Origin of the sequence: Lachnoclostridium edouardi (assembly GCF_900240245.1) — a bacterium.
Taxonomy (GTDB): Bacteria; Bacillota; Clostridia; order Lachnospirales; family Lachnospiraceae; genus Lachnoclostridium_A; species Lachnoclostridium_A edouardi.
The window spans coordinates 1,686,678-1,699,038 of record NZ_OESQ01000001.1 but is presented as its reverse complement, the minus strand read 5'-3'; the positions used below and the strand labels follow the sequence as shown (position 1 = coordinate 1,699,038).

The 12,361-nt window shown below is 42.6% G+C and carries 14 protein-coding genes; all 14 read left to right on the top strand.

The features are described 5' to 3' along the window. The first annotated feature begins 76 nt into the window (after window positions 1–76). The 14 genes from C1A07_RS07940 to C1A07_RS07875 all read left to right on the top strand — a co-directional run bounded on the left by C1A07_RS07940 (window position 77) and on the right by C1A07_RS07875 (window position 12,288). Window positions 77–1,696: a CTP synthase gene (locus tag C1A07_RS07940; protein WP_101876640.1), complete on the top strand. Its 1,620-nt coding sequence runs from the start codon at window positions 77–79 to the stop codon at window positions 1,694–1,696. Between the two features lie 52 nt (window positions 1,697–1,748). Further along, entirely contained in the window at window positions 1,749–2,525 is a 777-nt protein-coding gene (locus C1A07_RS07935) for a ZIP family metal transporter (RefSeq protein ID WP_101876639.1), read from the top strand. A gap of 17 nt (window positions 2,526–2,542) precedes the next feature. Beyond that, the gene (locus C1A07_RS07930; RefSeq protein WP_101876638.1) at window positions 2,543–3,112 is read left to right on the top strand and encodes a GNAT family N-acetyltransferase; all 570 of its coding nucleotides are present in this window, start codon (window positions 2,543–2,545) and stop codon (window positions 3,110–3,112) included. A gap of 50 nt (window positions 3,113–3,162) precedes the next feature. Continuing rightward, on the top strand, window positions 3,163–3,987 hold the full coding sequence (locus C1A07_RS07925; protein ID WP_101876637.1) for an MBL fold metallo-hydrolase: 825 nt from the start codon (window positions 3,163–3,165) through the stop codon (window positions 3,985–3,987). An 88-nt stretch (window positions 3,988–4,075) separates the two neighbouring features. After that, the gene (gene rpoN / locus C1A07_RS07920; protein WP_101876636.1) at window positions 4,076–5,458 is read left to right on the top strand and encodes an RNA polymerase factor sigma-54; all 1,383 of its coding nucleotides are present in this window, start codon (window positions 4,076–4,078) and stop codon (window positions 5,456–5,458) included. A gap of 72 nt (window positions 5,459–5,530) precedes the next feature. Then, window positions 5,531–6,547, top strand: a complete 1,017-nt coding sequence (gene galE / locus C1A07_RS07915) for a UDP-glucose 4-epimerase GalE (protein WP_101876635.1) — start codon at window positions 5,531–5,533, stop codon at window positions 6,545–6,547. A gap of 107 nt (window positions 6,548–6,654) precedes the next feature. Next, a complete protein-coding gene (locus tag C1A07_RS07910; RefSeq protein ID WP_101876634.1) occupies window positions 6,655–7,563 on the top strand; it encodes a DUF2156 domain-containing protein in 909 nt (302 codons plus the stop codon). A gap of 62 nt (window positions 7,564–7,625) precedes the next feature. Beyond that, window positions 7,626–8,678, top strand: coding sequence for a GNAT family N-acetyltransferase (locus C1A07_RS07905; RefSeq protein WP_101876633.1), 1,053 nt, complete (start codon window positions 7,626–7,628; stop codon window positions 8,676–8,678). A 29-nt stretch (window positions 8,679–8,707) separates the two neighbouring features. Next, complete coding sequence (locus C1A07_RS07900; RefSeq protein ID WP_101878086.1) at window positions 8,708–9,427, top strand: NAD-dependent protein deacylase; 720 nt, start codon at window positions 8,708–8,710, stop codon at window positions 9,425–9,427. Between the two features lie 14 nt (window positions 9,428–9,441). Next, the gene (locus tag C1A07_RS07895; RefSeq protein WP_101876632.1) at window positions 9,442–9,639 is read left to right on the top strand and encodes a DUF951 domain-containing protein; all 198 of its coding nucleotides are present in this window, start codon (window positions 9,442–9,444) and stop codon (window positions 9,637–9,639) included. Window positions 9,640–9,778: 139 nt separating this feature from the next. Beyond that, window positions 9,779–10,066, top strand: coding sequence for a 30S ribosomal protein S6 (rpsF, locus tag C1A07_RS07890; RefSeq protein WP_101876631.1), 288 nt, complete (start codon window positions 9,779–9,781; stop codon window positions 10,064–10,066). A 19-nt stretch (window positions 10,067–10,085) separates the two neighbouring features. Beyond that, a complete protein-coding gene (locus C1A07_RS07885) occupies window positions 10,086–10,544 on the top strand; it encodes a single-stranded DNA-binding protein (RefSeq protein ID WP_101876630.1) in 459 nt (152 codons plus the stop codon). Window positions 10,545–10,565: 21 nt separating this feature from the next. Then, window positions 10,566–10,832, top strand: a complete 267-nt coding sequence (gene rpsR, locus C1A07_RS07880) for a 30S ribosomal protein S18 (RefSeq protein ID WP_101876629.1) — start codon at window positions 10,566–10,568, stop codon at window positions 10,830–10,832. A 193-nt stretch (window positions 10,833–11,025) separates the two neighbouring features. Then, complete coding sequence (locus C1A07_RS07875; RefSeq protein ID WP_101878085.1) at window positions 11,026–12,288, top strand: cation:proton antiporter; 1,263 nt, start codon at window positions 11,026–11,028, stop codon at window positions 12,286–12,288. The last annotated feature ends 73 nt before the right edge of the window (window positions 12,289–12,361 follow it).

Genomic DNA, 12,361 nt, shown 5'->3' with positions numbered 1-12,361 from the left:
GGAAAACGTTATGATTTACAAAAGCGTTTTTCAGGTAAGAGCTCCCTTTTTTTCTGGGGATTAAGGAGGAAAAGTAATGGGCGCAAAGCATATTTTTGTAACAGGCGGCGTAGTATCAGGGCTGGGGAAAGGGATTACAGCGGCATCTTTAGGAAGACTGTTAAAAGCCAGAGGTTTAAAGGTAGCGGCTCAAAAGCTGGACCCTTATGTTAATGTAGATCCTGGGACTATGAGTCCGATTCAGCATGGAGAGGTATTTGTCACGGAGGATGGAGCGGAGACAGATTTAGACTTGGGACATTATGAGCGTTTTATAGATGAAAATTTAAATAAGATGTCTAATCTTACATCTGGAAAGGTTTACTGGAATGTGCTGAATAAAGAGCGGAAGGGCGAATATTTAGGTAGTACAGTTCAGGTTATCCCTCATATTACAGAGGAGATTAAAAAAGCAATTTATGGGCTGGAGGACTACACAAAGGCTGACATTATTATTACAGAAATTGGAGGGACTATTGGGGATATTGAAAGCCAGCCTTTTTTAGAGGCTATCAGACAGGTATCCAGAGAGCTGGGGAAAGAGGATTGTATGTTTATTCATGTGGTTCTTGTGCCCTACCTAAAGTGCTCTGGGGAACATAAATCTAAGCCGGCTCAGCATTCTGTAAGAGAGCTTCAGGGGATGGGGATTATGCCGGATGTAATTATAGCCAGGTGCGACGAGCCTTTGGAGGAAGGAATTGTGCAAAAAATCGCTTTATTTTGCAATGTAGAGCCAGATTGTGTAATTGAAAACAGAACACTAGAAAGCTTATATGATGTGCCTATGATGCTTAGAGGCGCAAGGCTGGATGAGATTGCCGTCAGAAAGCTGGGATTATTATGTAAGGAGCCGGAGCTTTCAGACTGGACAGCTTTGTGCGGCAGAATCCACAGCTTGAAGGGGGAGGTAAGGATTGGGATTGTAGGTAAATATGTGGAGCTCCACGATGCATATCTTTCTGTTGTGGAAGCGCTGAACCATGGAGGCTATGAAAATGGCGCTAAAATACGTTTTATGTGGATTGATTCTCAAAGTCTAAATGAAAATAATGTAGATGAAATTCTAGGCCCTGTGCAGGGGATTTTAGTACCTGGAGGATTTGGCAGCAGAGGAGTTGAAGGTATGATTTTAGCTGCTCAATATGCCAGAGAAAATAAAAAGCCTTATTTAGGTATTTGTCTTGGAATGCAGGTAGCTGTTATGGAATATGCTAGAAACATGGCGGGAATGGATAAAGCCACCTCAGGAGAGTTTAAGCCGGAGGCAAAATATCTTGCTATTGACCTTATGCCGGATCAACAGGGCAACGTTCCCAAAGGCGGCACAATGAGACTGGGGGCGTATCCCTGTGTTTTAAAAGATGGCTCTAAGATACAGGAAATATATGGTGAGAAGGAAATATTTGAACGCCACCGTCATCGTTATGAATTTAATAATATATACAGAGAAAGGTTGGAAAAGGCTGGGCTTGTTTTGTCAGGATTATCTCCGGATCAGCGTTTGGTGGAGGCTGTAGAATTAAAGGATCATCCTTTTTATATTGGAGTGCAGTACCACCCGGAGTTTAAATCCCGCCCTAACCGGGCCCATTGTCTTTTCAGAGAGTTTGTAAAAGCCGCCTGCAGAATTAATAAAAACAAGGGATTGAATTAAAAGCTGTGAAAGGGTAAAATATAATTCTAAATTATATTTTAAAGGAGAAAATATGGATATATTTGCAGGAATTATGATTCCATTTATAGGCACTGCAGCAGGAGCTGGCTGCGTGTTCTTTTTGCGGGGGAATTTAAATCCTTTTATACAAAAAATGCTGTTGGGGTTTGCCTCTGGAGTGATGGTGGCGGCGTCTGTGTGGTCGCTTTTGATTCCGGCTATGGATATGTCTCAGGGTATGGAGAAGCTGGCATTTATTCCGGCGGCAGTAGGATTTTTGTTGGGAATTGTTTTTTTGCTGGCAATGGATAAGCTGATTCCTCACCTTCACCTGGGAAGTGATAAGCCGGAGGGAAGAGCAAGCAACTGGAAGAAAAGCACTATGCTGGTTTTGGCGGTGACTCTTCATAATATTCCTGAGGGCATGGCTGTAGGCGTTGTTTTTGCAGGGATGCTTAGCGGAAATGGAGGGATTACGGCTGCGGGAGCTATGGCTCTTTCTCTGGGAATTGCTATTCAAAATTTTCCGGAGGGAGCAATTATCTCTCTTCCTCTAAAAAGTGAGGGGATGAGCAGGCAGAAGGCTTTTTTATATGGAGCGGCTTCAGGCATTGTAGAGCCTATAGGGGCGGGAGTTACAATTTTGCTGGCAAGTTTTATAGAGCCTGTTTTGCCATATCTTTTGGCCTTTGCGGCTGGAGCTATGATTTATGTGGTTGTGGAAGAGCTGATTCCAGAGTCGGCGGAGGGGGATCACTCTAATATTGGCACCATTGGATTTGCTGTGGGATTTGTAATTATGATGATTTTAGACGTAGCGTTAGGGTAAAGCATGGAAAGGCAGAAATGGAAGAGCTGAAACAAAAATTAAAAATAGAAATCAGAGAGGCTGATATTTCTGAAAGCCAGCTGATTGCAAATATTATTCAGGAAGCGGCTGAGTGTATGGAAAACGGCAGCTGGTTTGTAGCTGACGATGAGGAATTTGTCAAAAAGCATACAGGTGGCCTAAAGGCAGGATTAGGCTTTGTTCTTTTGGCCTTTGGCGAGAAGGAAAAGGGAAAGAAAAAAGCGGCCGGGTACTTGGTGGTGCGTTTTCCGGGGGAGGAGAAGGACAATTTAGCTTCATATATTGAAGGAGGGGCTAGAATGAAAACAGCTAAAATGGAAACAGCTCATATGGAGTCTGTGGCAGTATGCCCTGAGTTTAGGGGAAACCGCATTCAGCGCTGGCTTCTTATGGAGGCTGAGGAGCTTATAAAAAGGGAACGGCCGGGTATTAGACATTTAATGGCTACAGTGCATCCAGATAATCTGGGAAGCATGAGAACATTTCTAAAGCTGGGTTATAAAGCCATTGCCAGGGATAAAAAATATGGCGGTCTGGACAGAAATATTATGTATAAGAAAATATAGGTTCAGCGTAAAGCAGGACTGGGTGAAAATGTTTTAGAAAGCAGGGGCAGATGATAAAAATTACAGCGCTTATGGATGATTGCTGCCGGAATGGAAGTAATTTGATGTGCAGCCACGGACTTTCCTTTCACATTGGTTATCACGGGAAAGTGATCTTATTTGATTTCGGTCAAAATGGAGATTTTATATCTAACGCAGGGGCGTTAAACTTATCTATTGCCGCAGACGCGGCTGTGTGCAGCCATAATCATTATGATCATGCCGGAGGATATCCGGCATTTTTAAATCAGGGGGGAGTTTGCCCTTTGATTACAGGTGAAAATTTTTTTTGTGAAAGATATAGTCTAAAGGGGCCGGAGCCCCCTGCTTTTTCAGGAGGCGCTTTAAAGGAACAGGATTTAAAACGGCAGGGAGTTGACTGGAAGGTCTGCAGGGATGTGCTGGAGGTGGAGCCAGGCTGCTTTGCAGTTGGAAATTTTCCTAGAGTATGGGGAATGGAGACAGTGCCAAAACGTTTTATAAAAATAAAGGGAAAAGAACAGATTCAGGATGAATTTGAGGATGAAATTTGCCTTGTTATAGATTTAGAAGAGGGTTTGACAGTAATTACAGGCTGCAGCCATCCGGGAATTTTGAATATGGCGTCAAAGGTTCATCAAATTTTTAAAAAGCCGGTTTATAGGATTATAGGCGGCACCCACTTAAAGGAAGCAGATCAAATGAGGATCATGGAGACTGGACGGGAGCTGGCCAGAATAGGAGTGAAAAAAATGTGGCTGGGACACTGTACTGGAAGGCTGTGCGCCAAGGCCCTGCAGCAGTCCTCCGGCATTATATGCACTTATTATCAATGCGGAGACAGCCTGGAATTGTAGGCGGCTGAAAATTATCCTGAAAATTACCATGGGCAAATACATTGTAAGAATCTGTATTTTATGGTATTCTTAAAAGATGGATTAAACAATGAAAGATATATTAATTTATACAAAAGGAGAGAATGCTATGGAAGTCGGTTTTGGGATGTCCTTAGAGCAGAAACAAATTTTATCCCAGTCCCAGATCCAGTCCCTGGAGATTCTGGCTATGGATAGTATGGAGCTAAACCAGTTTCTTCACGATGAGTATCTGGAAAATCCAATTCTGGATTATAACGGAAGCAGTTCCGGTCCAGTAAAGACACAGGAATTAGGGACAGAGTACGCAAGTGTTCCCTTTTATCAGCATGGTGAAGATATTAATGATGATAGAGATAAAAACGACGGAATCATTCCGGCGGAAGAGAAGGATACAGTGAAGCAGTATTTACTGTGGCAGCTGGACCGAGGCAAGTATACAGAGGAAGAGTGGAAGGCAATTGAATTTATGACAGATTGTCTGGAGGACAGCGGCTTCTTTACTATGAAGCCTGAGGAAGTGGCAAATGAGTGCCGTTTGCCTTTAGAGTCTGTTCAAAAATGTTTGGAAGATTTAAGGCAGCTGGAGCCCTATGGAATTTTTGCAGAGGATTTAAAACATTGCCTTTTAAAGCAAATTCAGGTGATGGAGCAGGAAGGCTCTGATTTGTGGAAAATTGTGGACGGCTATTTAGAGCAGGTGGCAGAGGGAAAAATCAGCAGCATTTCCAGGGACCTGAAAATGACTACGGCCAAGGTCAGAAAATGTATTGAACAAATAGGAGAATTAAATCCAAGACCGCTGACAGGATTTAATACTGAAAAAACATCTTATATTGTTCCGGACATTATATTCCGCAGAGAAAACGGCAAGTGGATTGGAGAGCTGAATGATTCCTGGGTGCAGGATTATAAAGTAAACGACTATTATCTTCAGATGATGAAAGACGCCCAGGAGGAAGAGCTGGTTAATTATTTCAGGACAAAGCTGGAGCGGGTCAGATTTATTATGAACAGCATTGAACAAAGGCGCCAGACTATGATGTCTATAGTTAATTTAATTATAGACAAACAGACTAATTTTTTAGACGGAAAAGGGCCGTTAAAGCCTATGACCATGAGCGATGCAGCCAGAGAATTGGGAATCCACCCGTCTACAGTCAGCCGGGCGATTCGGGGAAAGTATGTCCAGTACCCCAGCGGAAGTATTTTTATGAAATCTCTATTTACAGCTTCTGCAGGCAGGGAGAACAGTGAAGACGGCGTTACTACCATGTGTATTAAGCAGTATATTAAAGAGATGATTGAAGGCGAAAATAAACAGAAGCCTTTTAGCGATCAGGAAATAGCTAAAAAGCTGGAGCAAAGAGATATTAAGATTTCCAGAAGAGCAGTGGCTAAATATAGAGAAGAAATGAAGATTAAGGGAAGCTTTGAAAGAAAAGTTTTTTAAAGAAATACTTTTTTTTTAAATATTGTATGGTATGATAGGTACGAACACAGAATATAAGAGGAGGCAATCACTATGAGAATATTAGTTACCGGCGGTGCCGGGTACATTGGAAGCCATACCTGCCTGGAGCTTTTAAACCAGGGACACGAAGTTGTTGTGTTTGACAACCTAAGCAATTCTTCTGAAGTGGCGTTAGAAAGAGTTCAGAAGCTGGCTGGAAAACCATTGACCTTCTACAAAGCAGATATGTTGGACAGAGAAGCTATGGAGGAAATTTTTTCTAAGGAGAAAATAGACGCAGTCATTCATTTTGCAGGGTTAAAAGCTGTGGGAGAGTCTGTAGTAAAACCTTTAGAGTATTACTACAATAATATTACCGGAACTCTGATTCTGTGTGATGTAATGAGAAAGCATGGAGTGAAAAATATTATTTTCAGTTCTTCCGCAACTGTTTATGGAGATCCGGCATTTGTGCCTATTACAGAAGATTGTCCAAAAGGAAAGATTACAAATCCATACGGGCAGACAAAGGGAATGCTGGAGCAGATTCTCACAGATTTCCACGTAGCGGACCCTCAGTGGAATGTAATTCTTCTCAGATATTTTAATCCTGTAGGAGCCCATGAAAGCGGTATGATTGGGGAAGATCCTAAGGGGATTCCAAACAATCTTACTCCGTACATTACTCAGGTGGCAGTAGGAAAGCTGAAAGAGGTAGGAGTTTTTGGAAACGATTATGACACGCCGGACGGAACTGGAGTCAGAGACTATATTCATGTAGTAGATTTAGCTGTAGGACATGTGAAGGCCTTAAAGAAGTTTGAGGATCAGCCGGATGTTTATATTTATAATCTGGGAACAGGCTGCGGGTACAGTGTATTAGATATGATTCACGCATTTTCCAAGGCTGTGGGAAAGGAAATTCCCTACGTGATTAAGCCCAGAAGATTAGGGGACATTGCAACATGCTATGCAGATGCCACAAAGGCAAAGAACGAGCTTGGATGGGTGGCTGAGCGAGGTATTGATCAGATGTGCGCCGACGGGTGGAGATGGCAGTCTCAGAACCCTGACGGCTACAGAGGCTAGAAAAGATCTAAAAATCTCCTGTAATCCGGAACGCGGAAAGGTGTGCGTTATGGATTGCGGGAGATTTTCTGACTTGACAGCACAGAGAAAATAACAGAGGAAAAATAATGAGTTTAGAGTTTAAAACAGTAGAAGCACAGGATATTTCCATTATTACCCCATTTGTTGGGAAAAGACCTAATAAAAGTTGCGACAGCGTATTTTTGGACAGCTTTATCTGGAGAGAAATGTATCATGTACGGTTTGCTATCAGCGGCGGAAAGGCAGTACAATGGCTGATGGAAAGCGACGGGGAGCCGTTTAGCGCCATGCCTCTGTGCTCAGAGGAGGATTTGCCGTACTATTTTAATGAGATTAAGGAATATTTTAACCAGGTGTTTGGAAAGCCATTAAGGATTAATTTGGCAGATGAGGAAGCAGTGGAGTATTTAAAGCTGAATCCTGCAGAGTTTCAAATTACTGAGCAGGAGGATTTAAAGGATTACCTTTATGACGGAGAGGCCCTGCGCACTTTGGCTGGAAAAAAGCTTCATAAAAAGAAAAATAATCTGAACGCGTTTATGAAGGCCTATGAGGGAAGATTTGAGTACAGAAGACTTTGCTGTTCAGATAGAGACGATGTTTGGAAATTCCTGGACAGATGGAGGGAAAATAAAGGAGAAGAGGTAGAGGAGCATCTGGACTATGAGGTTCGGGGGATACACGAAATTCTGAAAAACTGTTCTTCTTTGCCAGTGGAAATGGGAGGCGTTTATATTGACGACAGCCTGGAGGCTTTTAGCGTAGGAAGCTTTAACCCGGGAGAAAATATGGCGGTGATTCACATTGAAAAGGCAAACCCTGAGATCCGGGGCCTGTACCAGTATATTAACAGAGAATTTTTGATTCATGCATTTCCCCAGGCCGCTCTTGTAAACAGAGAAGATGATTTGGGAATAGAGGGCCTTAGAAAAGCAAAAATGTCATATAATCCCGTTGGATTTGAAAGAAAGTATTTAGTACAGCAGATCATGTAAAATTATAGAAGCAGCAACAGCTTAAAGCCATACAGTTTTAAGTCTTTAGAAAGGAAAAGGGTATGAGGTACTTGCAGGGGGATGAAAAACAGAAAAGCAGACAGCTGTGGGAACATGCATTTCCTGAGGATTCTAAGGAATTTGCCGATTATTATTACCAGTATAAAGTAATAGATAATAAGATTTTGGCGGAGGAGGATCAGGGGAAAATTGTTTCTATGATCCAAAGGAACCCTTATAAGGTTGTTTTAAAAGACAGAGAGTACGCCATAGATTATATTGTAGGAGTGGCCACAGATTCTGATTATCGCCGGAAGGGATATATGAAAAGGCTTCTTACACGTATGATGGAGGACATGTACCAGGAAGGGATGCCTTTTACATTTCTTATGCCTGCTGCGGAAGCCATATATTACCCCTTTGATTTTAGATATATATACAGACAGCCTGAATTTACCCTGGATGAGAGGGCGGGACAAGGGATAGAGTTTCCTGCCGGAAACATGGGAGACAGACAGGCTGAGGAAATAAGTGAGTGGATGGAGAAATGGCTCCGAAAGAGATGGTCTATTTATACCAGACGCACAAAAGAATATGTAAAACGTTTAGATCAGGAGCTGGCCAGTGAAAAGGGAAGCTGGAAGCTGTACTTGACGGAAGAAAAGGGAGCCTTCAGTCTGGAGGCGGTCCAGTGTCTGTGGGGGCTGAAGAAAAAGGAACAGCGTCTCCTGTATGGAGAAGAGGGATTTTCAAAGCCTGCAGGGGCGGGAAAGCCTGCTATTATGGCCAGAATCATTGATCTTCCCAAGCTGGCAGGTCATATTTGTCTCAGCAAGGAGTGCCCGTATGACCAGCTGGAAGTAAAAATTGGAATAAAAGATCAGTTTTTGCCTCAGAATCATGGAACATGGATTTGGTCTCTTCACAAAAAAGGTTCCTCTATGAAAAAATTAAGCGGCACAATAGAAACTGATTCTAGCTGCGATACAGTGGATATAGGCGCTTTTTGCCAATGGATATTTGGATATACGGGAGACCAGGAAGGCTCTTTACTGCCTGAGTGGAAAAAATGGATACAAACCTTGTCAGGAGTATTTCTGGATGAAGTTGTGTGAGAAAAGGGAATGAAAAAGAGGATAAGGATATGGACAAAATAGCACAGTTAAAGCAGTGGATTAAGGAAAGCAGCCGTATTGTTTTCTTTGGAGGCGCAGGAGTTTCTACGGAAAGTGGGATTCCGGACTTCAGAAGCACAGACGGCTTATATAATCAGCAGTATCAATATCCGCCGGAGACTATTTTAAGTCATAGCTTTTTTATTAAGAACCCAGAAGAATTTTACAAATTTTACCGGAATAAGATGATTGCAGCAGGGGCAAAACCTAACAAGGCTCATTTGGCCTTAGTTAAGCTGGAGCAGGAAGGGAAGCTGCAGGCTGTGATTACTCAAAATATTGACGGACTTCACCAGGAGGCGGGAAGTCAAAATGTGCTGGAGCTTCATGGATGCGTAAAAAGAAATTTCTGCACCCGATGCGGAAAATCATATGATTTACAGATGGTGGCAGAAAGTCAAAGGGTCCCTAAATGTTCATGCGGAGGAATTGTAAAGCCGGACGTAGTGCTTTATGAGGAAGGGCTGGATAGTCAGATTCTGGAGAAATCTGTTTATTATATCAGCCATGCAGACCTTCTGATTGTAGGAGGCACTTCCCTTACTGTTTATCCGGCGGCAGGGCTGGTAGATTACTGCAGAGGTAGGTTAGCGCTAATCAATAAAGATGCAACGCCTTTAGATGGCCAGGCGGATTTGGTGATAAACGGAAAAATCGGGGAAGTGTTAGGAGAGGCGTGCAGTTTATAATATAGGTGGTGAGTATGGGAGAAAAACTGAATTATCAGGTGGGAGATATTGTGAAGCTGAAAAAGCCCCATCCCTGCGGCAGTCAGGAGTGGGAAGTACTTAGGATTGGAGCGGATTTTCGTCTGAAATGTTTAGGCTGCGGCCATCAGGTTATGGTGGCCAGAAGGATGGTAGAAAAAAATACAAGAGGTCTGAGAAAACCGGAAATGTAATTCAATTAAATTTGCAGATAATCGTGGAAAACCCTTGCATTTGCAGGGGTTTTCTGGTACAATAACCAACTGTGACACAAAGAAATCCTTGCTCCTGTACTGAAAGCGGGGGCCAGAGACCACAAGGAGGTAAAGAAACATGAACAAATATGAGTTAGCAGTTGTTCTGAGCGCAAAACTTGAGGATGAAGAGAGAGCAGCAGCAATCGAGAAGGTGAAAGGTTACATTACACGTTTCGGCGGCACTGTTACTAACGTTGACGAATGGGGTAAGAAAAAATTAGCTTACGAAATTCAGAAAATGAGAGAAGCATTCTACTATTTCATCCAGTTTGACGGCGACTCCGTATGCCCTAACGAAGTTGAGGCACACGTTCGTATTATGGAGCCAGTCATCAGATATTTATGCGTAAGACAGGAAGCATAATTAAAGAAAGAGTGAATATATGAACAGAGTGATCCTGATGGGTAGATTAACAAGGGACCCGGAAGTAAGATATTCCCAGGGCGAGCGCTCTATGGCTATTACAAGATATACTCTTGCAGTAGACAGAAGAGGACGCAGAGGCCAGGACGGTTCCGAACAGTCCGCGGATTTTATTCCGTGCGTTGCATTTGACAGAGCAGGTGAGTTCGCAGAGAAGTATTTCCGCCAGGGAATGCGGGTTCTGGTTTCAGGAAGAATTCAGACTGGAAGCTACACCAACCGAGACGGACAGAAGGTTTATACAACAGAAGTAATTGTAGATGATCAGGAGTTTGCAGACAGCAAGGGAGCTGCATCAGACATGGGCGGTTACCAGCAGTCAGCGCCAGCGCAGAGGCCTGCGCCAACCAGCGCAATCGGCGATGGTTTTATGAACATTCCTGATGGAGTAGAGGACGAGGGTCTTCCGTTTAACTAATATTTTAAGGAGGTAACAGCAATGGCTTTCAATAAAAATGATAAGGCTGACGGTTCCAAGATGAGAAGAGGCGGAATGCGCAGAAGAAAAAAAGTTTGCGTTTTCTGTGGTGAGAAAAACGGCGATATTGATTACAAGGATGTTAACAAATTAAAGAGATACGTATCTGAAAGAGGAAAAATTCTTCCAAGAAGAATCACAGGAAACTGTGCAAAGCATCAGAGAGCTTTAACAGTAGCTATTAAGAGAGCTCGCCATATCGCTTTAATGCCATATACATGCGATTAATATGAAAGAAGATCCCGGGAACATCTGGTTCCCGGGATTTTTTTCGTCAGGAAAACCTGAGAGACAGGCCTCTGATAACTGTTAAAAAGATGATAAACTGTGAAAATTAACTTGCATTCTTATTATAGAGGCGTATAATATGGGTGGGTTATTTCACGGTTTTTTAAAAGTACATAAATGGGGGACATATGAGATGGAAGGATACAAGTTTTTATTTAATCTTGCAGTTATTTTACTTAGTACAAAGCTGCTGGGGCTGGCTACACAGAAGATCAGAATGCCGCAGGTAGTTGGCGCTTTGCTGGCAGGTTTGCTTTTAGGCCCGGCGATGCTTGGGATTTTAACAGAAACAGATTTTATACATAACCTTGCAGAAGTAGGCGTGATTGTTCTGATGTTCTGCGCAGGTTTGGAGACAGATATAGACGAGCTGAAAAAAAGCGGAAAAAAGGCCTTTATCATTGCCTTAATCGGTGTTTTAGTGCCTTTGGCAGGCGGATTTGCAGTGGCTTATTTCTTCAACCGCCCAGGAGTTATTGACTCAGACGCTAACTGCAGTATTTTTTTACAGAATATATTTATTGGGGTAATTTTAACTGCCACCTCTGTTAGTATTACAGTAGAGACGTTAAAAGAACTGGGAAAATTAAAAACCAGATCTGGAAACGCTATTTTAGGAGCAGCTATTATTGATGATATTTTGGGAATTATTGCCCTTACAATTATTACCAGTATGGCTGATTCAGATGTAAATGTGGCCATTGTGCTGCTGAAGGTAGCCGCCTTCTTTGTGATGGCCGGAATTGTGGGCATTATTTTTCACAAGCTTTATAAAAAATGGAGTGAATCAGCAGAGAGAGGTCTTCACAGACACGCGATTGTGGCCTTTTCCTTTTGCCTTCTTTTGTCATATGTAGCAGAGGTAGGATTTGGAGTAGCTGATATTACAGGAGCTTTTTTAGCAGGATTAATTGTTTCCAAGACTCAGAGAACTCAATTTTTGGCTTCAAAATTTGAGGTTTTATCATACTTATTTTTATCCCCGGTATTTTTCGCCAGCATTGGTCTAAAAGTAGAGCTGCCTAAAATGACAGAGGCGATTATTGAGTTTGCCGTGCTTCTTGTTGTGGCGGCTATTCTTACAAAGGTAATAGGCTGTGGTTTGGGAGCTAAGCTGTGCGGTTATCAGAATTATCAAAGCCTGCGTATTGGAGTAGGCATGATATCCCGTGGAGAGGTAGCCTTAATAGTGGCAAGTAAGGGAACTCAGCTGGGGCTTTTGGGCAGCAATTTCCTGGGTCCCGTTGTTATTGTAGTTGTAATCACCACCATTGTTACGCCTATTCTTTTAAAACCTGTTTTCAAGAGAGGGCCTGCAGTATTGATTCCAGAAGGGGAGAAGGGCTTCTCAAGTGCATACGAGGAGCTGGGCAAGTACAGCCGCGGTGAGAAGTAAAGATAATGAAAATAGAATTGTTAACCGTAAAATAAAATTAGGTTGACAATCGAAATAATGATGTTTATAATAA